The organism is Streptomyces sp. NPDC058239 (assembly GCF_042882185.1).
Lineage (GTDB): Bacteria > Actinomycetota > Actinomycetes > Streptomycetales > Streptomycetaceae > Streptomyces.
This window is the reverse complement of the sequence record NZ_JBHVWS010000001.1, coordinates 59764-83671: the sequence shown is the minus strand read 5'-3', so window position 1 is coordinate 83671 and position 23908 is coordinate 59764. Positions and strand designations below refer to the sequence as shown.

The window sequence follows — 23908 nt, the reverse complement described above, 5'->3', positions numbered from 1 at the left end:
TTCGAATACATACGCGGAAACCCCCCTTTGGAGTGAAGTCACGTCAGGTGTCTGCCAGTTCACCCTCCGTGCGTAAAGCTTTCGGGGTCGAGGTCACCGGTGCCCGCGATGTCCCCCATTGGACGGCGCCGGTGGCTCCATGTCTCTTGTGGGGGTTCCACCATCTTGAACAGCAATACCTTCCGCCTGGCCGCCCTGGCGGTCGCCGCCGCTCCCGTCGCCCTGCTGGTCGCCGTCCCGGCGCAGGCCGTCACCGCGACCACCACGACCACCGGCGACGGGAAGGCGAGCGCGGTCGTGCTCCGTACCGCACTCGACGTCTCGCTCCTGAACAAGACGATCGATGTGCCGCTCAAGGCCACGCTCAATGAAGTGCACGCACCCGCCAGCGCCGACAGGACCGCGCTGAGCGTGCGGCTCGACGGGGTGGACCACGGACAGCCGTTCAGTGTGCTGAGCGCCGATGTGGCCACCGCCAGGGCGACCGTCGGCAAGCACAGGGCCGAGGGCTACAGCAATCTCGCGAAGGCCCGGGTCCATGTGCCAGGACTGCCGCTGCTCTCGCTGATCGAGGTCGAGAAGGTCACCTCCAAGGCGGTCTGCGAGGTGGGCAGGAAGCCGGTCGCCGAGTCGAACGTGCTGGGGCATGTGTCGGTCCTCGGCAAGCGGATCACTCTCACCGCGGGCGGTACCACCCAGGTGAAGGTGCCGGGCGTCGGCGAGGTGACCCTCGACCTGTCGAAGACTCGCACCACTTCGCGCACCGCAGCGGCGGCCGCGCTTCAGCTGAAGGTCTCGGTCAACCCGCTCAAGCTGAATGTCGCCGACGTACAGGGTGAGGTCACGCTCGCCGAGGCGACCTGCGAGACGCCGAAGACGACCGGAGGCTCCAGCAACGGCGGTTCCGGCAACGGCGGTTCCAGCGACGGCGGTTCCAGCGACGGCGGTTCCGGCAACGGCGGGACGAGTGGCGGAGGCACCTCCGGCAGCGGTGGCAGCACGTCCGGGGGCACGGGCGGTGACGGCGGCGGTGTGAAGCCCCAGACCGGCACCGGCCACGCCCCGGCCGCCGGCTCCAACCTCGCGGAGACGGGCGGCAGCTCCACGACCCCGTACATCGCGGGCGGGGCGGCCGTGCTGCTGGCAGTGGGCGCCGGGGCGATGGTCGTGGCCAGGCGCCGCGCCCAGGACTGACCCCTCGACCAAGGCCCGAGGGGGGCACAGGAGGGGAGCGGGGAGCGGCGTTCGCGTGACGGAACGCCGCTCCCCGTCGGCGTGGCACGGAGCACGGCCGTCCCGTCAGCGTGTGACCGCGGTCAGCGTCTGCAGTGCCTGGTCGAGTGCCTGCAGGAAGCGGTTGGTCGTCGCACGGTCGCGTACCGCCAGCCGCAGCCACTGCGGTCCGAGCCCCGGAAACGTATCTCCACGCCGCGCCGCGAACCCCAGCGCCCGCAACCGCTCCCGTACCTCGACGGCCCCCTCCAGCCGCACCAGGACGAACGATCCCTCGGCCGGTTCCGCCACCCGCACTTCGGTGAACTCCCTGAGCCCCGCGACCAGATGGTCCCGGTCCACCGCGATCCGCTCCGCCGCGGCAGCCGCCTCGGCCAGTGCCCGCGGCTCCATGCACGCCTCGGCCGCCGCCAGCGCCGGGGACGACACCGGCCACAGCGGCTGCGCCTCCTCCAGCGCGCGGATCGTCTCCGGGGCGGCCAGTACGTAACCGATCCGCAGCCCCGCGAGCCCCCAGGTCTTGGTGAGGCTGCGCAGCACCACGAGCCCGGGGATGTCCGTACGCCCGCACAGCGCCTCGCGCTCGCCCGGCACCGCGTCCATGAACGCCTCGTCGACCACCAACGTCCGCCCGGGGCGCGCCAGTTTCTCCAGCACCGCCGCCGGATGCAGGACCGACGTGGGGTTCGTCGGATTGCCGACCACCACCAGATCCGCGTCCTCGGGCACCGCCGCCGGGTCCAGCCGGAAATCGTCCTCGGCCGACAGCAGCACCCGCCGCACCTCGTGCCCGGCCACACGCAGCGCCGACTCGGGCTCGGTGAACTGCGGATGGATCACGACCGGACGGCAGGCCGGCAGCGCCCGCGCGATCAGCACGAAAGCCTCTGCCGCACCCGCCGTCAGCAGCACGCGCTCCACGGGCAGCCCGTGCCGGGCCGCGACCGCCGCCCGCGCCGGACGGCCGTCCGGGTACGCGGCGAGCGTGCCCAGCGACGCGGCTATCCGCGCCTTCAGCCAGGCCGGGGGCGTATCGGCCCGTACGTTGACGGCGAGATCGGTCAGATCCCGGCCCCGTACTTCCGCGTCACCGTGGTGCCGCAGATCGTGCGTGCCCGCGCCTGTGGCGTCGGGTCTTTCAGTGGGAGTGTGCATGACCGCCGTGGGGGTGGTGGTGATGGCCGTCGTCGTCGGGGTGGAAGTGCGGCTGCTGCGGCAGCCCCACCTTGTCCTCGAAGCCCGGCAGCGAGATCCGGTACACGCATGAGTCGCAGTTCATCCGCAGATCGCCCTTGACGGCCTCCCGGTAGCGCTCCATGACCAGGTCGTACAGTTCCTCGGCCGCACCGATGACCTCGGCCGAGCGGACATCGAGCTCCGGGTGGGCGGCGGCCCACTCCTCGGTCTGATGACGCACCCGGTCCGGCAGGATGCCGGTGAAGAGGAAGTACGGCAGAACGACTATGCGCCCGGCACCCAGCTTCACGCAACGGTCGAGACCGGACGGTACGTTCGGCGCCGCGAGCGAGACGAACGCCGTCTCCACCCCCGCGTAACCACGGCCCTCCCAGAACAGCCGCGCCGCCTTGTGCACCTCGGCGTTGGCGTCCGGGTCGGTCGAACCCCGCCCGACCAGCAGTACCGTCACCTCGGACCGGTCGGTGTCGCCCAACACCGCGTCGACCCGGCGCTCCAGCACCTTCAGCAGCGCCGGGTGCGGGCCGAGCGGACGGCCGTAGGTGTACGAGATGCCGGGGTGGCGCTCCTTCTCACGGGCCAGCGCCGCCGGAATGTCCCCCTTGGCGTGCCCGGCCGACACCAGCATCAGCGGCACGGCGGCGAAGCGCTTCACACCGTGCTCGACCAGCTCGGTCACGGCATCGCCGAGCGGCGGCGGGGACAGCTCGATGAAGCCGCCCGCGACCGGCAGTCCGGGGTGGCGCTTGCCCAGCTCGGTCACGAAGTCACGGAACGCTCCGGCCCCGCCCTCGTCCCTGGTGCCGTGGCCGGCGATGAGCAGTGCGGGCTGGGTGGACGGGGTGGTCACAGGTTCTCCTCGGTGTTCGTGGGGGGTACGGGGTGGTACAGCAGGGCGTTGAGAGCGGCGGCCGCGACGGCCGAGCCGCCCTTTTCGGACACATTGCTCACGGCGGGCAGACCGCTCTCGCGCAGCGCCGCCTTCGACTCGGTCGCGCCGACGAAACCGACCGGCAGCCCGATGACGAGCGCGGGCGCGGCATCGAGGACGAGCAACTCCTCCAGCGCGGTCGGCGCATTGCCGATCACCCAGATCGCACCGGCTCCGACCTGCTCGTACGCGAGCCGGATCGCATGTGCCGAACGGGTCAGCCCCAGGCCGGACCTGGCCTCCTTGAGACGGCACACGGTCTCGCGGCGGGTGATGCCCGCCGCGACCATCTCCACATCGGTGACGACCGGCGCACCGGCGTGCAGCGCCGCATGCGCGACGACGAGCGACGCCTCGTCGCAGACCAGGTCCGTCGCGTACTCCAGATCCGCCGCGGAGTGGATGACCCGCTCCACGACGGCCCGGGTCAGCGGTGCGAAGTGCGAGGTGTCCAGGCGGGCGCGCAGCCGTCGGAACGACTCCTGCTCGATGGGGTGAACGGTTCTCTCCCAGGGCCGGTTCACTCGGCTCCCTCCTGTGCGGGGGCCGTGGTGGCCGACTGCCAGCGGTAGCCGCGCGGTGTCACCATGCGGCCCGCGATCTCCCGGGTGGCCGTGTTGCCGACCGTCACGACCGTCATCATGTCCACCGTCGCCGGGTCCAGACCGGCGAGCGAGGTCACCCGGCTGCTCTCGTCGGTGCGCGAGGCATTGCGTACGACACCGACCGGTGTCGCCGGTTCCCGGTGCTCGGACAGGATCGACAGGGCCTTCGGGAGCTGCCAGTCGCGGCCCCGGCTGCGCGGGTTGTAGAACGTCACGATGATGTCGGCCTCGGACGCGGCCCGTACCCGGCGCTCGATGACCTCCCACGGAGTGTGCAGATCGGAGAGGCTGATCGACACATGGTCGTGGCCCAGCGGGGCGCCCAGGATCGCGGCAGCCGCCAGCGCGGCCGTCACACCAGGCACACCCACCACATCGATATCGGCGCCGGCCTCGGCGAGCGCGGGCGACGCCATCGCGTACACACCCGCGTCACCGCTGCCGATCAGCGCCACCGCATGGCCCTTGCGTGCCTCGGCGACCGCGGTACGGGCCCGCTCCTCCTCGGCGCCGAGTCCCGACTCCAGGATGGTGGTGCCGGGCCGCAGCAGGTCCCTGATCTGGTCGACGTACTGATCGAGCCCGACCAGCACCGAGGCCCGCCGCAGCTCCTCGCGGGCCCGCGGGGTCAGCAGATCGCGCGCACCCGGGCCGAGACCGACGACGGCCAGGCGCCCGCGCGGGCTGCGGCGCACCACCGCACACGTGGCCATCGCGGCCCGCCCCACAGGGTTCGACTTCCGCTTCGGTACGAGGAGTTCGCCTCCCGCGGCGAGTGCGGCGGCCTCCGCGACGGAGGGCGTTCCGACAGCGGCGAGCGGCGCGCCGGACGGATTGGGCACCTCGATACGGGCCAACTCGCCGGCTGCGTACGTCCGCAGCGGTACGCCGAGCTGCGAGGCCGCGGCGACGATCCCCGGCTCGTCCGCCTTCGCATCGACCGTCACCAACTCCGCGATGCTCAGCGGCGACAGCCCGGCCTCGCGCAGGGCGTCCCGGATCAGCCCGACGACCTCCTCGGCCGGCGCGCCCTTGGACGCGCCGACCCCGACAGCGAGTGACGCGGGCCGCAACACGGCCGCCTGTGACCCGAGTTCCACGATCCGGTCGGTGACATGCAGCACCGCAGCACCCCCGGCGCCAGGGGAGACATTCGACGGCAACGGCTGCAACGGCCACACCGCATCCGCCCGCAGCTCCACCCCCGCCCCGTCGAGCATCGTGCGCGACACCCCCGCCACATCGCCCTCCACGGGGAGGCCCAGCATGTCCAGCCCCGGCACCCCCGCCGCGTCCGTCGCCGTAGTCACGACCGGCGCCGCGCCCAGCACCTCACCGACCGCCCCGGCCAGGGCGTTCGCCCCGCCACGGTGCCCGCCGAGCAGCGCCACGGCATGGCGACCCGCCTCGTCGACACAGACGACACCCGGGTCCGAGGACTTGTCCGACAGCAGCGGCGCGAGCAGCCGCACCACGGCCCCCGTCGCCAGGAAACACACCAGTTGCTCGCACTCGGCGAACGCCCGCTGCACGGCCTCGCGCACCGGTCCCTCGTAGACCACGGTACGGCCGGGCCAGGCCGCGGCCAGCCGGTCACGGGCGACGGTGCCCGCCGCCGTGGCGGAGATCAGGCCGATCACTGGGTTGCTCCTTCACTTGCACGGACCGCGGGGCGGGTGCCCCACAGCAGAAATACCGGGTTGGTCGCGGCGAGCCGCGTCACCTCGCCGGGCAGCGGCGCCAGCCGGGAGGACTGCAGCAGCACGCCCTCGGGCACGAGCCCGGCATCGGCCAGCGCCGCACGGACCTGAGGCACCCGGTCCAGCGCCGCCAGCGCCACCACCACCGACCGCCGCGCCCGCCGGGCGCACGCCGTCACGATTGCGGGCAGCTCACGCCCGCCGCCCCCGATGAACACCGCGTCCGGGTCGCCCAGACCGTCGAGCACGGCGGGCGCGGAGCCGTGCACCGCGCGCACGTACACCGCGTGCGCGGCCGCGTTCGCCCTGATCCGCTCGACCCCGTCCGAGGTCTTCTCCACGGCGACGGCGGCCGCGCCGAGCCGCGCGCACTCCACCGCGACCGAACCCGAACCCGCACCGATGTCCCACACCAGGTCACCGGTGCGCGGTCCCAGCCGGGCCAGCGCCAGCGCCCGCACCTCGAACTTGCTGATCATCGAGTCGCGGTGCTCGAACTCCGTCTCGTCCAGCGCCCACCGGCCGGGCCCGGCGGGCGGCCCCGCGACGGTCCGTACCGGGGAGAGCACCCGGGACTCGTCCAGACACAGCACCACACTCACCGGATCCGGCCAGTCGCGGGCCACCGCCTCGGCAGGGGTCAGCCTCTCGATGCGCTCCCGCTCCGGATCGCCGAGCGCCGTCGCCACGACCAGGGTGCGTCCCTCGGCTCCGTGCACCAGCCCGGCCGCCAGCTCCGCGGGCCCGGCGCCGGGCCCGGTCAGGACGGCCACCTTCGGGTGCGCCAGACACGCGTTCACCGCGGTACGCGGGTCGCGGCCGTGCGCACTGACCACGACCGAGTCGTCCCACGTCAGACCGAGCCGGGCGAACGCGACCGCGACGGAAGGCGAACCCGGCCGCACATCGAGCGCACTCGCCCCGAAACGCTCAGCCAGCGCCCGTACGATCCCGAAGAATCCGGGGTCACCGGAGGCCAGCACGACCACCCGCGCCCCGCCCCCGTGCGCATGCTCCGCGATCCGGTCGAGCGCCGGCGCCAGCGGACCGAGCACGATGCGCTCGACCTGCTCCGGCGGCCCCGCGGCTTCCAGATGACGCCGGGCGCCGACCACCAACGTGGCCACGGCCACCGCGTCCTGGGCCTCGGGACCGAGCGGCTCGCCCGTCCCCGTACCGAAGACTCGGATCATGAGCCGGACCGCCGGCCGCGCAGCTCGGCGCGCGCCGCCTTGTCGGCCTTGCGGAAACCGTGGAAGTGCCCCGGGTGGTAGAGGTGCGAACGCGTCCCCGAAGCCGAAAGCGCCGGGCCGACCAGGAAGAGGGTGTGCTTCCAGAGCTTGTGCTCCTTGACCGTCTCCTCCAGGGTCTCGATCGTGCAGTGCAGGATCAGCTCCTCGGGCCAGGTCGCCTGGTACGCGATCACGACCGGCGTCGACGTCGGATAGCCGCCCTCCAGCAGTTCCTGGGTGAGCTGCCCGGACCGGGCGGCCGACAGGAACAGAGCCATCGTCGTGCCGTGGCGCGCGAATTCCCGTACCTCCTCGCCCGGCGGCATCGGCGTCTTGCCGCCACCGAGACGGGTCAGGATCACGGACTGCGCGACCTCCGGAATCGTCAGCTCCCGCTGCGCGATCGCCGCGACGGCCGAGAACGACGACACCCCCGGCACGATCTCGACCGCGACCCCCAGCCCGGCACACCGGTCGACCTGCTCCTGCGTGCCGCCCCACAGCGCCGGGTCGCCGGAGTGGATACGGGCCACCTTCAGCCCCTCGGCGGCCGCGCGTTCGTACACGGCGACGACCTGCTCCAGCGACATCTGCGCCGAGTCGAGGATCTCCGCGCCCTTCCGGGCATGCTCCAGCACTTCCGCCTGCACCAGGCTGGCCGCCCAGATGACGATGTCGGCATCAGCGATGGCCCGCGCCGCCCGGAAGGTCAGCAGATCGGCGGCGCCGGGGCCGGCACCGACGAACGTCACTTTGCCGTGGGTGGGCGCGGCGACCGTGCCGGCTGCGTCGACTGCTTCGGACATGGGACGGGGTCCTTTCGGGAAACGGGAAAACCGGACAGAAGAGTGGGACGGACGGCAGGGCGCGGTGAGATGCGCGCACCGGGGTCAATCGGCTAGCAAGAGCGCATGGCGGTGTTCGTGGCGCTCGGCGCGTTCCTGATGACCCTGACCGGCGGCTGGGTCGCCCAACGCGTCACCGACCGCCGCCACCTGGTGCTCGGCTTCGCCGGCGGGCTGATGCTCGGCGTGGTCGGCCTGGACCTGCTGCCGGAGGCGATCGACGCCGCGGGCGATCCGGTCTTCGGCGTCCCCGCGGCCCTGCTGCTGTTCGTGGGCGGCTTCCTGGTCGCCCACCTGGTGGAGCGTCTGCTCGCCGTACGCCAGGCGGCACACGGCGCGGGCGAGGAGAGAGTGCCGCAGGTCGGACTCACGGCAGCAGCGGCGATGGTCGGCCACAGCCTGATGGACGGTGTCGCGCTCGGCGCGGCCTTCCAGGTGGGCGCCGGCATGGGAGCCGCCGTCGCCCTCGCCGTCATCACGCACGACTTCGCCGACGGCTTCAACACCTACACGATCACCAGCCTGTACGGGAACGCCCGCCGCAAGGCCGTGCTCATGCTGTTCGCGGACGCCGTGGCCCCGCTCGTGGGCGCGGCCACGACCCTGCTGTTCACCCTTCCGGAGAAACCGCTCGGCTGCTATCTCGGTTTCTTCGGCGGCGCACTGCTCTACCTGGCCGCCGCCGAGATCCTCCCCGAGGCACACCACGAACACCCGGCCCGCTCCACGCTGCTGTGCACGGTGGCCGGGGTGGGCTTCATCTGGCTTGTGGTGGGCATCGCGGACTGACCACCGCGCCGCACCCGGGCGCCTCACAATTTCCCGCCCCGCCCGCCGTCGCGCGGCGCGGGCGCGATCAGCGTCGACAGATACGGCAACGGCCCCTCGGCCAGCTCCGCCGCCGGCCGGATCGACTCCTCGGGCAGCCCGAGCGCCGAACCCCACACCGCGTCCTCGGTACGCCCCGTCTCACGCAGCGCCGTTGCCACCTCCGCGGCCAGCCGCCCGAACTTGTACGCGACGACCGTCCCGGGGCCTTCCAGAGCCTCCTTGAGCACCGCGGCCCCGGCGGTCACCGGCACCAGCGTCAACGGCTCCGTGCCCTCCGTCAGCACCGCACCGCTGCGGGCGGCCAGATCCTGCATGGCCGTGATCCCCGGCACGGTCTCCACGGCCGTACCCGGCAGCAGCTCACCTATCGTGTGCGCGAGATACGTGAACGTCGAGTACACATTGGGGTCGCCGATCGTCGCGAACGCCACCGAACCATGCGCACGCAGCAGCTCCGCGACCCGCTCACCCGCCGCGTCCCACGCCGCCTCCCGGCGTGCCCGGTCCGTCCGCTCGTTCAGCGCGAACACCACACGTACGACCTTGTCGGCCGCCACGTAGTGCAGGACGGTCGCCTCGGCCCGCCCCCGCTCACCGGTGTCCATCACCGGTACGACGACGACCGCGGCACCACGCAGCGCGTTCACACCCTTGACGGTCACCAGCTCCGGGTCACCGGGCCCCACACCGACGCCGACCAGCCTGCTCGTACCGTGATCGTGGTTCATCCCTTGCACCTCTCAACGAATCGGCGGGCCATACCGGGCGCCGAAGCCCAATGCGTATGCAGATAACTCGCGTGCACGCCCTGCTGCACGAACCCCTCCACGCGACGCTCCGGCTGATGCAGACCCCACGCCGGTTCGGCCCCGGCGCCCGGCTCCAGCACGGTCCGGTGGAACTCGTGCCCGCGCACCCGCGTCCCGGGCGCCGCCAGCACGCTGTCGGAGACCGCCACGGCGTCCCGGTAGCCGAGCGTCAGCCGCTCGGACATCCGCCCCTCGGCATCGAGGACCCCGCACATCGGCAGCCCGTCGAGCGAACGCGCCAGATAGAGCAGGCCCGCACACTCGGCGGCCACCGGAGCGCCGGACTCCACCAGCTCGACAACCGCCTTGCGCAGTGCCGTGTTGGCGGACAGCTCCGACGCGTACACCTCCGGAAATCCGCCACCGATGACCAGCCCCCGAGTGCCCTCGGGCAGCGCCTCGTCCCGCAATGGATCGAACGGCACGACTTCGGCCCCGGCGGCGGCAAGCAGCTCGGTGTGCTCGGCGTAGGAGAAGGTGAACGCTGCCCCGGACGCGACGGCGACCGTTTTCAGCCTCGCCGGCGTTTGAGGCGCGGGGCCCGGGGCGGAGCCCCGGTTGTGGGAAGGGGCGGGCAGGGGAACAGCCCCGCCGCAGGCGCCCACCGCCTCCACCGCATCCCACACCTCACCCGGCACCGCAGGCGCCGACCTGGCCAACGCCATCAGCGCCTCCAGATCGCACCCCGCCACCACCTGCCCCCGCATCGCCGCGACAGCGCCCACCGCGTCGCCCCGCCGCTCGGCCACCGGCACCAACCCCAGATGCCGCGACGGCACAGCCACCTGCTCGGCCCGCCGCAACACCCCCAGCACCGGCACACCCGACTCGTCCAACGCCTCCCGCAACAGCACCTCGTGCCGCTGGGAGCCGACCTTGTTCAGAATCACGCCACCGATCCGCACCTGCGGATCCCACGAAGCGAAGCCGTGCACCAGCGCGGCCACGGACCGCGACTGCGACGACGCGTCGACCACCAGCACCACAGGCGCCCGCAGCAGCTTCGCGACCTGAGCGGTCGACGCCAGTTCGCCCAGCCCCGACGCCCCGTCGTACAGCCCCATCACGCCCTCGACGACCGCCAGATCGCAGCCGCGCGCCCCATGCGCGAACAGCGGAGCGACCAGCTCAGGACCGCACATGTACGCGTCGAGATTGCGCCCCGGCCGCCCCGTGGCCAGCGTGTGATAGCCGGGATCGATGTAGTCGGGCCCGACCTTGTGCGCGGACACGGCAAGACCCCGCCCCGCGAAGGCCGCCATCAGCCCCGTGGCCACGGTCGTCTTGCCGCTCCCCGACGAGGGCGCGGCGATCACCAGACGCGGAACGTTCACCGCGGACCCCTCACCATTCGATGCCCCGCTGGCCCTTCTGACCGGCGTCCATCGGGTGCTTGACCTTCGACATGTCGGTCACCAGGTCGGCGGCCTCCACCAGCTTCTGAGGCGCGTTGCGCCCGGTGATGACCACATGCTGCGTACCGGGACGACTCCGCAGCACCTCGATCACCTCGTCGGTGTCGACCCAGCCCCAGTGCATCGGGTACGCGAACTCGTCGAGGACGTACAGCCGGTACGTCTCGGCGGCCAGGTCGCGCTTGACCTGCTCCCAGCCCTCGCGCGCCGCCTCCTCGTTGTTCAGCTGCTTGTCGCGCTGCACCCACGACCAGCCCTCGCCCATCTTGTGCCAGGCGACGGACCCGCCCTCGCCACTGGCTCCGAGGACCTTCAGGGCGTTCTCCTCACCGACCTTCCACTTCGCCGACTTGACGAACTGGAAGACCCCGATGGGCCACCCCTGATTCCAGGCGCGCAGCGCGAGCCCGAAGGCCGCCGTCGACTTCCCCTTCCCGATGCCGGTGTGCACCACCAGCAGCGGACGGTTGCGGCGCTGACGGGTGGTGAGCCCGTCGTCCGGCACGGTGGTCGGCTGTCCCTGCGGCATTACGCGGCCCTCCTGCTGGTTCCCTGAACGTCCTTGACGAGCCCGGCGATCGAGTCGGCCCGCAGTTCGTCGAGCGTGACGGCGGTGCCCCCCAGATCGCGCGCGAGGCTGCCCGCGAGACCGAGCCGTACGGGCCCCGACTCGCAGTCCACGACGACGGACGCGATGCCCTCGACCTCGTGCAGCCGCGCCGCCCGCGACGCCAGCGCCACCGGCTCCGGCCCCCCGGTCGCCCGCCCGTCGGTCACCACGACCAGCAACGGCCGCCGCGACGGATCACGCAGCCGCTCCACCCGCAGCACGTCATGGGCCTTCAACAGCCCGGCCGCGACGGGGGTACGCCCACCGGTCGGCAGCATCTCCAGCCGTGCCGCCGCGGTGTCCACCGACGACGTCGGCGGCAGCACCACCTCGGCATCCTTGCCCCGGAAGGTGATCAGCCCGACCTTGTCCCGCCGCTGATACGCGTCCAGCAGCAGCGAAAGGACCGCACCCTTCACGGCACTCATCCGCTGCCGGGCAGCCATCGACCCGGAGGCATCCACCACGAAGAGAACGAGGTTTCCCTCGCGCCCCTCCCGGGTCGCCTGCCGCAGATCGTCCCGCCGGACCACCAGTCCCCGCCCCGACCGCCCCCGCGCCCGCTGATGCGGGGCGGCGGCCTGCACGGTCGCGGCCAGATGCAGTTTGGTCAGGGCGCCCTGCGGGCGCCGCGCACCGGTCGTACGCCCGTGCTCGGTACGCGCCCGGGACCGCCGCCCCGCCGCGCCCTCGCCCAGACCCGGCACGCTCAGCATCTTCGTACGGAACGGCTCGCCGGCGCGTACGGGCTGCTGCTCACCGCCCCCGGAGGACTGCTGGCCCTGCCCCTGCTCGGGCACGGACTGCTCGGGCGTGTCGCCGGCCTCGCCCTCGGGCTGCGGCGGCGTGTCGGGCCCGTCGCCCTGCGGGGGCCGGCCGCCGCCACCGGGGCCGTCCGGGTCCGGATCGTCGTCCTCGCTGCTGTTCTGCTCCAGCGTGTCGTCGAGCTTTTCCTCGTCCAGGCCCGGCGCGTCGAAGGGATTGCGCCGACGCCGGTGGGGGAGCGCGAGCAGAGCGGCCTGTCGCACATCCTCGGCGAGCACATCCGTACGCCCCGCCCACGCGGCCAGGGCGGTGGCCGTCCGTGCCATCACGATGTCCGCGCGCATTCCGTCGACCTCGAAGGCCGCGCAGGTGGCCGCGATCTGCCGCAACGCCCCGTCCCCGAGCCGAACTTCGGGAAGCAGCGCACGCGCGGCAACGATCCGGGCCCGCAACGCGCCTTCCTCGTCGGCCCACTCGGCGGCGAAGCGCGCAGGGTCGTCGTCGTACGCGAGACGCCGCCGCACGACCTCGACCCGCAGATCGGTCTCGCGGGACGCGGCGACCTCGACGGTCAGCCCGAACCGGTCCAGAAGCTGAGGTCGCAACTCGCCCTCTTCGGGGTTCATCGTCCCGACCAGCAGGAAGCGCGCGGCGTGCCGTACGGAGACGCCTTCGCGCTCCACGTACGAAGCACCCATGGCGGCCGCGTCCAGCAACAGGTCCACGAGGTGGTCGTGGAGCAGATTGACCTCGTCGACGTACAGAATCCCGCGATGGGCGTCGGCGAGCAGCCCCGGTTCGAAGGCCTTCACGCCCTCGGCGAGCGCCCGCTCGATGTCGAGGGCCCCGACGAGCCGGTCCTCGGACGCGCCGACGGGAAGCTCGACCGTCCGGGCATCCCGGGAAACGCCGGTTCCGGCCTCATGCGGGCCATCGGGACACGCCGGATCGGGCGACGCCGGGTCGCACGAGAACCGGCACCCGGCGACGACGGGAACCTCCGGCATGAGCGCGGCGAGCGCACGCACGGCGGTGGACTTGGCGGTGCCCTTCTCGCCGCGCACCAGCACGCCGCCGACGGCGGGCGAGACGGCATTGAGCAGCAGCCCGAGCCGGAGATCGTCCTGCCCGACGATGGCGGTGAACGGGTACGGCGTACTCACGATGCCTCCTTGGGTGAACGGTGTGATGTCAGCCCCTGGGGCGTTCGAGGAGCGGGGGTCCGGGAGCGGATCCCCCGGTCAGCAGGCGTGCGCACCCCGCTCACCCGTCCCCCTCCAGGTCGCCCTCGAGCTCCAGATACGTGGCCCGCAGCCGCTCCAGCGTCTCCGCGTCCGGCTCCGCCCACAGCCCCCGCTCGGCCGCCTCCAGCAGCCGCTCCGAAATCCCGCGCAGTGCCCAGGGGTTGGACTTCTTCATGAAGTCCCGGTTGGTCTCGTCGAACACGTACTCCGCCGACAACTTCTCGTACATCCAGTCGTCGACGACCCCCGCCGTGGCGTCGTACCCGAAGAGGTAGTCCACGGTCGCGGCCATCTCGAAGGCGCCCTTGTACCCGTGGCGCCGCATGGCGGCCATCCACCGCGGATTCACCACCCGCGCCCGGAACACCCGGTGCGTCTCCTCGCCCAGTGTCCGCGTCTTCACCTGGTCCGGCGTGGCGCTGTCACCGACGTACGCCTCGGGCGACTCGCCGGTCAGATGCCGCACCATGGCGACCATGCCGCCGTGGTACTGGAAATAATCGTCGGCATCCACCAAGTCGTGTTCCCTGGTGTCGACGTTCTTCGCCGCCACCGCGATCCGCCGGAACGCCGTCTCCATGTCCCCGCGCGCCGCCCGCCCGTCGAGCCCGCGCCCGTACGCGTAACCGCCCCACACCGCGTACACCTCGGCCAGATCCGCGTCGCTCCGCCAGTTCCGCGCGTCGATCAGCGGCAGCAGGCCCGCCCCGTACGCTCCCGGCTTCGACCCGAAGATGCGTGCCGTCGCCCGACGTCGGTCGCCGTGCTCCGCCGTGTCCTCGTCGGCATGCGCCCGTACGTAGTTGACGTCCGCCGGCTCGTCCAGCTCCGCCACCGCCCGTACCGCATCGTCGATCAGCCCCACCACATGCGGGAACGCATCGCGGAAGAACCCGGAGATCCGCACGGTCACATCGATGCGCGGGCGTCCCAGCTCGTTCGACGGCACGACCTCGAACCCGGTCACCCGCCGCGACGCGTCGTCCCACACCGGCCGGCAGCCGAGCAGTGCAAGGATTTCCGCGATGTCGTCGCCCTGGGTACGCATGGCGGAGGTGCCCCACACGGTCAGGCCGACCGACTTCGGGTAGTCGCCGGTGTCGGCGAGATACCGGGCGATCAGGGAGTCGGCGAGCGACTGCCCGACCTCCCACGACAGCCGGGACGGAATCGCCTTCGGGTCCACGGAGTAGAAGTTGCGGCCCGTCGGCAGCACATTGACGAGCCCGCGCGTGGGCGATCCGGACGGGCCGGCCGGTACGAAGCCGCCGTCCAGCGCCCGCAGAATGTGGTCGATCTCGTCCGTCGTCCGGGCCAGTCGCGGTACGACCTCCTCGCACGCGAAGCCCAACACGGCCACCGCGTCCGGGAGTTCGAAGCCCAGTACGTCCCGTACCAGTCCTGCCGCAGCCGCGATGTCCCAGCCGCGCTCCTCCATGCCCTCGGCGAGCCGGCGGCACAGCTGCTCCAGCAGGTCGATCGCATCCGCACCGGTGCGCGCCGGGCCGTCGACCAGTTCGGTCAGCTCGACCGGCACCTTCACCGCGGCACCGGGCTCGGCCAGCAACTCCTTCTCACTGAGCCCGAAGTGCTCGGCGATCGACGCCCGCAGCCCCGGCAGCGCGTTCGCCGTACCGCCCCACACCTGGGAGGCGCGCAGCACGGCCAGCACCAGGTTGACCCGCGCCTCGTCGACGGGACCGCCGCCCAGGATGTGCAGGCCGTCCCGGATCTGGACGTCCTTGATCTCGCAGAGGTAGCCGTCGATGTGCATGACGAACGAGTCGAAGTCGTCCTCGCCGGGCTGTTCGTCGACATGGAGGTCGTGGTGCAGCTCGGCGGCCTTCACCAGTGTCCAGATCTGCGCCCGGACCGACGGGGCCTTCGTCGGGTCGAGATCGCTGACCAGCGCGTACTCGTCGAGCAGCTGCTCCAGCTTGGCCAGGTCGCCATAGGTGTCGGCGCGCGCCATCGGCGGCACCAGATGGTCCACCACCGTGGCGTGCCCACGCCGCTTGGCCTGGGTGCCCTCGCCCGGGTCGTTGACGATGAACGGGTAGATCAGCGGCAGTTCGCCGAGCACGGCGTCGGGGCCGCAACCGGCGGACAGGCCGAGGCCCTTGCCCGGCAGCCACTCCATCGTGCCGTGCTTGCCCATGTGGACGACGGCATCCGCGCCGAAGCCCCCCTCCGATGTTGCGGCCTCCAGCCAGCGGTACGTCGCCATGTAGTGGTGGGAGGGCGGCATGTCCGGGTCGTGGTAGATCGCGATCGGGTTCTCGCCGAAGCCGCGCGGCGGCTGGATCAGCACCACCACGTTCCCGAACTGCAACGAGGCGAGGACGATGTCGTCCCCGTCCACGTACAGCGAACCCGGCGGCTCGCCCCAGTGCTCCAGCATCGATTCGCGCAGCTGCGGTTCCAGCTTGTCGAACCAGGCCCGGTAGTCGGCGAGCGGCACACGCGCGGGGGCTGCCGCGAGCTGTTCCTCGGTCAGCCACTCCACATCGTGGCCACCGGCGTTGATGAGTCGGTGGATGAGCTCGTCGCCGTTGTCGGGGTGCCCGTCGACTCCGTAACCGGCGTCGCGCAGGGCGTCCAGGACCCGCACCGCCGATGCGGGCGTGTCCAGACCGACGGCGTTGCCGACGCGCGAGTGCTTGGTCGGGTAGGCGGTGAAGACGAGGGCGAGCTTCTTCTCGGCGTTCGCCTTGTGCTTCAGGACGGCGTGACGCACCGCGATTCCCGCGACGCGCGCGGCGCGTTCGGGGTCGGCGCGGTACACCGGTACGTCGTCGGGGCCCTGCTCCTTGAAGGAGAACGGGACGGTGATCAGACGGCCGTCGAACTCGGGGATCGCGACCTGCATCGCGGCGTCCATGGGGGAGAGCGCGGCGTCGGAGGCGTCCCACGCGGCGCGCGCGGAGGTCAGGCACAGGCCCTGCAGCACAGGGACGTTCAGATCGGCGAGCGCGCCGATGTCCCAGGCCTCGTCGTCGCCCCCGGCGGAGGCGTCCGACGCACGGGTGCCGCCTGCCGCGAGCACCGTGGCGACCAGGGCGTCGGCCCTGCCGAGCAGTTCGTAGAGACCGGCGTCCGCGCCGCGCAGCGAACCGCAGTACACGGGAAGGGCGTTGGCGCCACGTGCCTCGATCGCGTCGCAGAGGACGTCGACGAACGAGGTGTTCCCGGACAGCTGGTGCGCCCGGTAGAAGAGCACGCCGACGGTCGGGCGGCCCTCGACGAACTCCCGGCCGCCGTGCAGGCCCCACTCGGGCATCTTCTGCGGCTCGGCGAAGCCGTGGCCGGTCAGCAGGACGGTGTCGGAGAGGAAGCGGGCCAGTTCTACGAGGTTTCCGGGTCCGCCCTCCACGAGGTAGCGCAGCGCCTCGGCGACGACACCGGCGGGTACGGACGACTCGGCCATCAGCTCCGCGTCCGGCACGGCCTCGCCACCCAGCAGCACGGTGGGGACGCCGGACGCCTTGAGGACGGCCAGCCCGTCCTCCCAGGCGCGCTTGCCGCCGAGGAGCCGGACGACTGCGACGGAGGAACCCTCGATCAGTGCGGGGAGTTCCTCGTGGGCGTCGATGCGGGTGGGGTTCCCGATCCGGTACGGCGCGCCGGAGGCGCGGGCGGCGAGGAGGTCCGTGTCGGCGGTCGACAGCAACAGCACGGTGCTCATAGGGGCGTTCATGCGCGTGCTCCAGGTGCTCCGGGGGCGATGAAGGGAAGTCCTGACGGTGCGCCCGACTCGATGAGCCGCAGCAGCGCGTCGGTGTCCGCGTGTTCTTCGATGAGGTCGCCGAGGCGGTCGAGCTGTTCCTCGCGCAGCGCGGCGAAGCCGGTGTCGGGGGCGGGGACGAAGCGCCGGCCGGCGGCCCGCGCGACCTCGGTCAGGAAGCGACGGCGGAATTCGTCGCTCTCCAGCGAGCCGTGCCAGTGGGTGCCCCACACCGCGTCGACCCGGCAGCCGTCCAGGAACGGCTCGCCGCCGCGTACATCGGCGACGCCGTGGTGGATCTCGTACCCCTCGACGGGGGCGCCGAGCGCCTCGCCGGCGGGGCGGGCAAGGGTCTTCTCGCGGTCGAAGCGGATGCGTACCGGCAGCAGGCCGAGGCCGTCGATGTGCCCGGCCCTCGACTCGACGTCGTCCTCGATGTGTTCACCGAGGATCTGGAAGCCGCCGCAGATGCCGAGGACCGGCCGGCCCTCGGCGGCACGCCGCACCAGGGCGTCGGCGAGGCCGCGCTCGCGCAGCCAGGCCAGCGCGTTCACGGTGCCGCGGGTGCCCGGCACGATGACGAGGTCGGCGTCGGCCAGCTCCTCGGGGCGGTCCACGAACCGGACGACGACGCCCGGTTCGGCGGCCAGTGCGTCCACATCGGTGAAGTTCGACATCAGGGGTACGGCGCACACCGCGACGCGCAGCACGTCGTCGCCGTGCGGCGGCGCGACGACCGATTCGCGTACGGCTCCGCGCAGCGAGACCCTCAGACCGTCCTCCTCGTCGATGCCGAGGCCGTGGGCGAAGGGCAGCACCCCGAAGGTCTGCCGCCCGGTGATCCCGCGCAGCATCTCCAGTCCGGGCTCCAGCAGCGACACGTCGCCGCGGAACTTGTTGACGAGGTAGCCGGCGATCAGCGACTGGTCCTCGGCATCGAGCAGCGCCGTCGTACCGAAGAACGAGGCGAAGACGCCACCGCGGTCGATGTCGCCGACGACCACCACCGGGAAGCGTGCCGCCCGTGCGATGCCCATGTTCACGATGTCCGTGCGCCGCAGATTGATCTCGGCCGGACTGCCCGCCCCCTCGCAGATCACTGCGTCATACGTGCCCCGAAGCTGCTCCAGACAGTCCACGACCGTGCCGAGAAGCGCTTCCTGCCTGCCTCCGTGGTAGCCGCGTGCGCTCATCTCGCCCACCGGCCTGCCCATCAGGACGACCTGGCTGGAGCGGTCGCTGCCGGGTTTGAGCAGGACCGGGTTCATCAGCGCGGTCGGCTCCACCCGGGCGGCCTGGGCCTGCATGGCCTGGGCGCGCCCGATCTCGGCACCTTCGCGGGTGACGAACGAGTTCAGCGACATGTTCTGCGCCTTGAAGGGCGCCACCTTCACGCCCTGGCGCACGAGCCAGCGGCAGATACCTGCCGTGACGACGCTCTTGCCCGCGTCCGAGGTGGTTCCGGCGACCAGCAGCCCGCCGCTCATGTCCGTCTCCGTCCTGCGATCCGACGTCCTGTGAACTGAAGTCCTGCGGACCGAAGTCCTGCGATCCGTCGTCCTGCGATCCGTCGTGCGGCGAGGCCCGCGCCCAGTCGTCCCGCCACACACACGCCGAGGGCCAGCGCACTCACCCGGCGCGACAGCCGTACCGCGCGTTCGATGTCCTCGGTCTCCACCGCCCGGCCGGTCTCCCCGTTGAGGACGGGGCGGTGTTCGACCCGGCCGCCGTACGCGAGGGTCCCGCCGAGCCGTACGCCGAGCGCACCCGCGAACGAGGCCTCCACCGGGCCCGCGTTGGGGCTGGGGTGCTTCGCCGCGTCGGCCCGCCACGCCCGTACCGCTCCACGTGGGCGCCCCCCGGCGGCCACGGCGAGCAGGGCTGTGAGCCGGGCACCGGGCCAGCCCGCGAGGTCGTCGAGGCGGGCCGAGGCCCAGCCGTAGCGCCGGTGGCGGGGCGACCTGTGGCCGACCATGGCGTCGAGGGTGTTGGCGGCCCGGAAGCCGACGAGCCCGGGCACACCGGCCAGCGCACCCCACACCAGGGCGCCGACCACGGCGTCCGAGGTGTTCTCGGCCACGGACTCCACCACGGCGCGGGCGATCTGCGGTCCGTCGAGGGAGTACGGGTCGCGCCCGCACAGGTGCGGCAGCCGCTCGCGGGCCGATTCGATGTCACCGGCGGCCAGGGCGCCGCCGATCGCCCGCGCCTCACGTCCCAGGGACGTACCGCCGACGACGGACCAGGTGGCGGCCGCGGTCAGTGCGACGGAGGCGGCGGGGTGACTGCGTACGGCACGGGTGATCAGCGCGGCACCACCCGCGGCGCCTCCGGCGCAGACGAGCGTGTGCAGCGCGCCCCACCCACGGTGGTCGCGCCACAGACGGCGCTCGACGTCCGCTGCGGCCCGCCCGAAGGCGGCGACCGGATGTCCCCTGCGGGGGTCACCGAGCAGCAGATCGCCGATCAGACCGGCCGTGGCGCCGTACGCGAAAATGCGGTCGGCACGCACGGCTCAACCGGCCGTTACGCCTCGAAGGACCTTCGTACAGGCGGCTCTCGTCGAGAGCGCCACAGCAACGGACGCACGGCAGCCAGGCATGGCGATATGTCCTCACTCAGGGTCCGCGCCCTGGTTCGACGTGACCGGCGACGAGAGTCTCCTGGCTCCCGGATCCGCAGTTCCCCCGGCCTTCCAACCCGCTCGCGCGTGCCGTGACTTCCGGTGTGGGGGACTGCTCCCCGGTGACAGTGGCGGGACCGCGCCGGATTCGCACCGGCTTCCTCTGCTGTCGCCGTAATTGGCTCCGGCAGTCCACCACGCTCCGCGAACGCCCGTCAACTTGCCGTTGACCTGCGACGGTGCAGTGTGCTGAGCCCCACATCGGGCCGGACACACCACAACGGGCCGGACACACACGAGGTGTGTGTCCGGCCCGACGGGGGAGTGCGTGCGGAAGGGCTCAGGCGACGATCAGATAGATCCCGTACGCGACCGCCGCAGCGCACAGCGCGAAGCAGACGTACGCGCCGGCGCGGGCCAGCAGCAGCGAGCCGCCGGAGCCGCCCTGCGCCGCCGGCTCGGGCTGCTTGGAGAGACCGACGATGCCCAGGGTGAAGAAACCCACCAGCGCGACGGTGACGACGAGGGAGACGCCGAAGACGGAGCCGAGGGCTGCCCAGTCGATGTTCATGCTGAATCCTTAGACGGCCTGCCCGGGTGGCCGGCCTAGACGGTGGCGGGTCGCGCCGGGTCCTGGGTGGTTCCGGCCGGAGCCGGAATGGTGGTCTTGAGGTCCTGAGCCGCTGCCTGGGCCGCGGTGAGCGGCGGGCTGACGGCGGCGATGGCCGTGGTGACGACGCCTGCGGGCTCGGCGTCGCCGCTTGTCGGCGCGACATCGCCGTGGCCGACCGGCTTGCGGCGCGACACCAGCCAGATCGCCCCGGAGCCCGCGACCAGCAGCGCCGCGACGACCACGACACCCCAGGTGCCCTGCTTGGTGAGGAGTTCCGCGCCCGCGCCGACCAGGCCTGCGGCCGGCAGGGTCAGACCCCAGGCGACGAACATCCGGGTGGCGGTGGACCAGCGGACCACGCCGCCCTGGCGGCCGAGGCCCGCGCCCATCACGGCGCCGGAGCAGGACTGGGTGGTGGAGAGGGAGAAGCCGAGGTGCGAGGAGGCCAGGATGACCGTGGCCGCGCTGGTCTGGGCGGCGAAGCCCTGCGGCGGCTTGAGGTCGGTGAGGCCGCTGCCCATGGTGCGGATGATGCGCCAGCCGCCCAGGTAGGTGCCGAGTGCGATGGCCGTACCGGCACAGACGATGACCCAGACCGGCGGGTTGGAGCCGGGGTGCAGGACGCCCCCGGTGACCAGGGCCAGGGTGATGATGCCCATGGTCTTCTGCGCGTCGTTGGTGCCGTGGGCGAGGGAGACCAGTCCGGCCGAGGCGATCTGGCCGGCGCGGTAGCCCTTGGCAGTGGCCTTCTCCTGGGCGTCGTTGCGGATCTTCCCGCCGATCCGGTACGTCAGCCTGGTGGCCAGCAGTGCGGCCAGACCGGCGACGATCGGGGCGGCGACCGCGGGGAGCAGCACCTTGGTGACGACGGTGCCGCCGTTGACCGACGACCAGCCCGCCGACATCACGGCTGCGCCGATCAGACCGCCGAACAGGGCGTGCGAGGAGCTGGACGGCAGTCCGACCAGCCAGGTCAGCAGATTCCACAGGATGGCGCCGACGAGTGCCGCGAAGATGACTTCCGTCCGCAGCCCGTCCTCGTTGATGATCCCGCCGGAGATCGTCTTGGCGACCTCGACCGACAGGAACGCGCCGACGAGGTTGAGAACGGCGGACATGGCCACCGCTGTCTTCGGTCTGAGTGCGCCGGTCGAGATGGTGGTCGCCATCGCGTTGGCGGTGTCGTGGAAACCGTTCGTGAAATCGAACACTAGAGCTGTCACGATCACAATCGCGAGTAGCAGCGTGATGTGTTCCATTTACCCAGGCAATCGTTCGACGTCATTGGCACGTGGACCGTAGGCAACCTGGATGAACGGAAGATGAACTGGGCAGGGCGCTGTGGTGACTCCAACTGGAGTCAGGTCGTTCCGTTTGTCCTTCGCGGTGCGGTGCGGACCGGGCGCAGGGCCGATTCGCACCCGATTCGCGCCCCTGTCACCCCTTTTATGAACTTCTCCGGTTTGTGACTTATCCCGCCGATCGCATGCCCGTTCGCCTCCAGGGCTGACAGGATCTCCGCATGAGCGATCAGCAACGGGACGCGATCGAACGTGCCTGGGACGGCGTCGTCGCCACCGCCCGCAGGACGGCGGCGGACGGCCTCGTCGTCGGGACCTCGGGAAACGTGTCGGCACGGGTCGGCGGGACGGTCCTGGTCACCCCGAGCGGAGTGCCGTACGACCGGCTCCGCCCCGAGGATGCCGTCGGCGTCGATCTGGAAGGCAACCGCGTCCTCGGCGAACTGGCCCCGACCAGTGAACTCCCGCTCCATCTCGCGGTCTACCGGAACAGCGACGCGGCCGCCGTCGTGCACACCCACGCGGTGCACGCCACGGCCGTCTCCACCCTGGTCCCCGAGGTCCCTCCGGTCCACTACGCCGCCGCCATGCTCGGGGGCCCCGTCCGGGTCGCGGCCTATGCGCGCTACGGGACCGAGGAGCTGGCCGAGAACATGCTCGACGCTCTGCAGGGCCGTACGGGCTGCCTGCTCCAGAACCACGGAACCGTGACCTACGGGGCGACCCTGGACGAGGCGTACGACAGGACCGCCCAGCTGGAATGGCTCTGCCGACTCTGGCTCACCGCGAGCTCCGTCCCCGGACACACCCCGACCCTGCTCTCCCCGGCCCGGCTGCGCGACGTACAGGAGGCACTGAAGGGATACGGACAACCGGGCTGACCCGACCCCTGCCGGTCCCCGCCGTCCCGGCTGTCCCGTCCCATCCGCCCGTCCTGCCCCTGCCGGGGCACCGGACGGCCCGCGTCCGCTGGCAGGGTGCGGCGCACCCCCCGACACTGAAGCAGTGCGCCCGGCAACAGTCACGGCAGCAGCCGTCACCACGATCCTCGGCGTCGGTGCGGCAGCGGTCGCGGCCGGCCGGTACGCCAGCGACGCCGCCCTCGGGGTGCCGTCCGGACGACCGCTCCCCGCCGACCGCAGACTCACAGTGCACGCCACAGCAGCCGGGCAGGTCACCCTGACGCGCTCCTTCGCCGCCCTGCGGCCCGGTACGTACGGACTGGTGGGCGACGACGTCCACGCCGTCGTCGGCCCGGTGATCGAACACGCCCACCACGCCCCCGACACCGTCGTCCGCAGACTGGAACGAGTCAACCGCGGCAGCCTGGAAACCGGCGCCGAGGTCCGCATCACCCCGCAGCTGCACAGCGGCGACCCCTCATCGGCCCTCGGACTCGATCACAGGGAAGTCGAGATCCCCGGCGAACTCGGTCCCCTGCCCGCCTGGTTCCTGCCCGGTCCCCGCAACACCTGGGTCATCACCGTGCACGGCCTCGGCACCACCAGGGAACACCCCATGAACGTCATGGAGTTCCTGCACGATCTGAGCCTGCCCGTGCTCGATCCGGCCTACCGCGGCGACGCTGGGGCCCCGCGTTCCCCGGACGGCCTCGCTCACCTCGGCGAGTCCGAATGGCGCGACCTGGACGCGGCGATCCGCTTCGCCGTGCGGTACGGAGCCGAGAAGGTGGTCCTGCACGGCTGGTCCACCGGCGCCTCGATGGCGCTGCACGCGGCCGTCAACTCCGCGCTCCGCAATCGGATCTGCGGTCTCGTCCTCGACTCCCCGGTCCTGGACTGGGTCACCACGCTGCGCGCCCTGGCCGTCGCCCGCGGTGTCCCGGCCGCACTGCTGCCGCTCGCCGTCCGCGCCGCCCAGGGGCAGACAGGGATGCGCGGCGCCCGGCTCCTGGACGGCTCCCTCGCAACGGCGCTGCGTGTCCCGACCTTGATCTTCCACGGCCCGGACGACACCCTGGCCCCCTGGCAGCCGTCCCGCGATCTTGCCGCCCGCCGTCCGGACCTGGTCACCCTGCGCGCCGTACCGCAGGCTCCGCATGCGGCGATGTGGAATGCCGACCCGGTCCACTACGAAGAGGCCCTGCGCCGCTTCCTCACGCCCCTGATGTGACCCGATGCGAGGGATCGGCCGATTGGTGCCGGACCCGCCCGCCACCCCCTTCCACCGCGAATTCGGGTTCCGTTTGGGCTTTCGGGCCGTCAGGGGC

General features: G+C 72.0%; 18 protein-coding genes, 1 pseudogene and 1 riboswitch. Of the genes and pseudogenes, 4 read left to right on the top strand and 15 right to left on the bottom strand.

Annotation, left to right across the window (positions count from 1 at the left end):
* Positions 1 to 165 precede the first annotated feature (165 nt).
* A complete protein-coding gene (locus tag ACFVYE_RS00400; RefSeq protein WP_389603384.1) occupies positions 166 to 1194 on the top strand; it encodes an SCO1860 family LAETG-anchored protein in 1029 nt (342 codons plus the stop codon).
* A gap of 105 nt (positions 1195 to 1299) precedes the next feature.
* Here the strand turns inward: ACFVYE_RS00400 and cobC are convergent.
* The 6 genes and pseudogenes from cobC to cobM form a co-directional block, all read right to left on the bottom strand.
* Positions 1300 to 2439: pseudogene (cobC, locus tag ACFVYE_RS00395) on the bottom strand (Rv2231c family pyridoxal phosphate-dependent protein CobC); the annotation flags it as partial.
* Positions 2372 to 3280: a sirohydrochlorin chelatase gene (locus ACFVYE_RS00390; protein WP_383959555.1), complete on the bottom strand. Its 909-nt coding sequence runs from the start codon at positions 3278 to 3280 to the stop codon at positions 2372 to 2374. The pseudogene cobC and the gene ACFVYE_RS00390, both read right to left, overlap by 68 nt.
* Entirely contained in the window at positions 3277 to 3885 is a 609-nt protein-coding gene (locus tag ACFVYE_RS00385; protein ID WP_383959553.1) for a precorrin-8X methylmutase, read from the bottom strand. The genes ACFVYE_RS00390 and ACFVYE_RS00385 overlap by 4 nt, the downstream gene beginning before the upstream one ends.
* Positions 3882 to 5606, bottom strand: a complete 1725-nt coding sequence (cobJ, locus tag ACFVYE_RS00380) for a precorrin-3B C(17)-methyltransferase (RefSeq protein ID WP_389603381.1) — start codon at positions 5604 to 5606, stop codon at positions 3882 to 3884. The genes ACFVYE_RS00385 and cobJ overlap by 4 nt, the downstream gene beginning before the upstream one ends.
* The gene (cbiE, locus tag ACFVYE_RS00375) at positions 5603 to 6859 is read right to left on the bottom strand and encodes a precorrin-6y C5,15-methyltransferase (decarboxylating) subunit CbiE (RefSeq protein ID WP_383959549.1); all 1257 of its coding nucleotides are present in this window, start codon (positions 6857 to 6859) and stop codon (positions 5603 to 5605) included. The genes cobJ and cbiE overlap by 4 nt, the downstream gene beginning before the upstream one ends.
* Positions 6856 to 7704, bottom strand: coding sequence for a precorrin-4 C(11)-methyltransferase (gene cobM, locus ACFVYE_RS00370; protein ID WP_383959547.1), 849 nt, complete (start codon positions 7702 to 7704; stop codon positions 6856 to 6858). The genes cbiE and cobM overlap by 4 nt, the downstream gene beginning before the upstream one ends.
* Before the next feature lie 105 nt (positions 7705 to 7809).
* Between cobM and ACFVYE_RS00365 the strand changes: the two genes are divergently transcribed.
* Positions 7810 to 8532, top strand: coding sequence for a ZIP family metal transporter (locus ACFVYE_RS00365; RefSeq protein WP_383959545.1), 723 nt, complete (start codon positions 7810 to 7812; stop codon positions 8530 to 8532).
* A gap of 23 nt (positions 8533 to 8555) precedes the next feature.
* On the opposite strand, the gene cobI is transcribed toward ACFVYE_RS00365, so the two are convergent.
* The 9 genes from cobI to ACFVYE_RS00320 form a co-directional block, all read right to left on the bottom strand.
* The gene (gene cobI, locus ACFVYE_RS00360) at positions 8556 to 9302 is read right to left on the bottom strand and encodes a precorrin-2 C(20)-methyltransferase (RefSeq protein WP_383959543.1); all 747 of its coding nucleotides are present in this window, start codon (positions 9300 to 9302) and stop codon (positions 8556 to 8558) included.
* The gene (locus ACFVYE_RS00355) at positions 9299 to 10717 is read right to left on the bottom strand and encodes a cobyrinate a,c-diamide synthase (protein ID WP_383959541.1); all 1419 of its coding nucleotides are present in this window, start codon (positions 10715 to 10717) and stop codon (positions 9299 to 9301) included. The genes cobI and ACFVYE_RS00355 overlap by 4 nt, the downstream gene beginning before the upstream one ends.
* Before the next feature lie 10 nt (positions 10718 to 10727).
* The gene (cobO, locus tag ACFVYE_RS00350) at positions 10728 to 11327 is read right to left on the bottom strand and encodes a cob(I)yrinic acid a,c-diamide adenosyltransferase (RefSeq protein WP_383959539.1); all 600 of its coding nucleotides are present in this window, start codon (positions 11325 to 11327) and stop codon (positions 10728 to 10730) included.
* The gene (locus ACFVYE_RS00345; RefSeq protein WP_383959537.1) at positions 11327 to 13336 is read right to left on the bottom strand and encodes a putative cobaltochelatase; all 2010 of its coding nucleotides are present in this window, start codon (positions 13334 to 13336) and stop codon (positions 11327 to 11329) included. The genes cobO and ACFVYE_RS00345 overlap by 1 nt, the downstream gene beginning before the upstream one ends.
* A 100-nt stretch (positions 13337 to 13436) precedes the next feature.
* Positions 13437 to 17102 carry a cobaltochelatase subunit CobN gene (gene cobN / locus ACFVYE_RS00340; protein WP_383959626.1) on the bottom strand — a complete coding sequence of 1222 codons (3666 nt, stop codon included), beginning with the start codon at positions 17100 to 17102 and terminating at the stop codon, positions 13437 to 13439.
* An 8-nt stretch (positions 17103 to 17110) separates the two neighbouring features.
* Positions 17111 to 18628 carry a cobyric acid synthase gene (locus ACFVYE_RS00335; protein WP_383959535.1) on the bottom strand — a complete coding sequence of 506 codons (1518 nt, stop codon included), beginning with the start codon at positions 18626 to 18628 and terminating at the stop codon, positions 17111 to 17113.
* The gene (locus tag ACFVYE_RS00330; protein WP_383959533.1) at positions 18625 to 19653 is read right to left on the bottom strand and encodes a cobalamin biosynthesis protein; all 1029 of its coding nucleotides are present in this window, start codon (positions 19651 to 19653) and stop codon (positions 18625 to 18627) included. The genes ACFVYE_RS00335 and ACFVYE_RS00330 overlap by 4 nt, the downstream gene beginning before the upstream one ends.
* A 144-nt stretch (positions 19654 to 19797) precedes the next feature.
* Positions 19798 to 19929: riboswitch (cobalamin riboswitch) on the bottom strand.
* 175 nt (positions 19930 to 20104) lie between these two features.
* Positions 20105 to 20335, bottom strand: coding sequence for a hypothetical protein (locus ACFVYE_RS00325; RefSeq protein WP_114243854.1), 231 nt, complete (start codon positions 20333 to 20335; stop codon positions 20105 to 20107).
* A 35-nt stretch (positions 20336 to 20370) separates the two neighbouring features.
* Positions 20371 to 21636 carry an anion permease gene (locus tag ACFVYE_RS00320; RefSeq protein ID WP_383959529.1) on the bottom strand — a complete coding sequence of 422 codons (1266 nt, stop codon included), beginning with the start codon at positions 21634 to 21636 and terminating at the stop codon, positions 20371 to 20373.
* 263 nt (positions 21637 to 21899) lie between these two features.
* Between ACFVYE_RS00320 and ACFVYE_RS00315 the strand changes: the two genes are divergently transcribed.
* Together ACFVYE_RS00315 and ACFVYE_RS00310 are read left to right on the top strand one after the other, a co-directional pair.
* Positions 21900 to 22559, top strand: a complete 660-nt coding sequence (locus tag ACFVYE_RS00315) for a class II aldolase/adducin family protein (RefSeq protein ID WP_383959527.1) — start codon at positions 21900 to 21902, stop codon at positions 22557 to 22559.
* 124 nt (positions 22560 to 22683) lie between these two features.
* Positions 22684 to 23811, top strand: a complete 1128-nt coding sequence (locus tag ACFVYE_RS00310) for an alpha/beta hydrolase (RefSeq protein WP_389603376.1) — start codon at positions 22684 to 22686, stop codon at positions 23809 to 23811.
* The last annotated feature ends 97 nt before the right edge of the window (positions 23812 to 23908 follow it).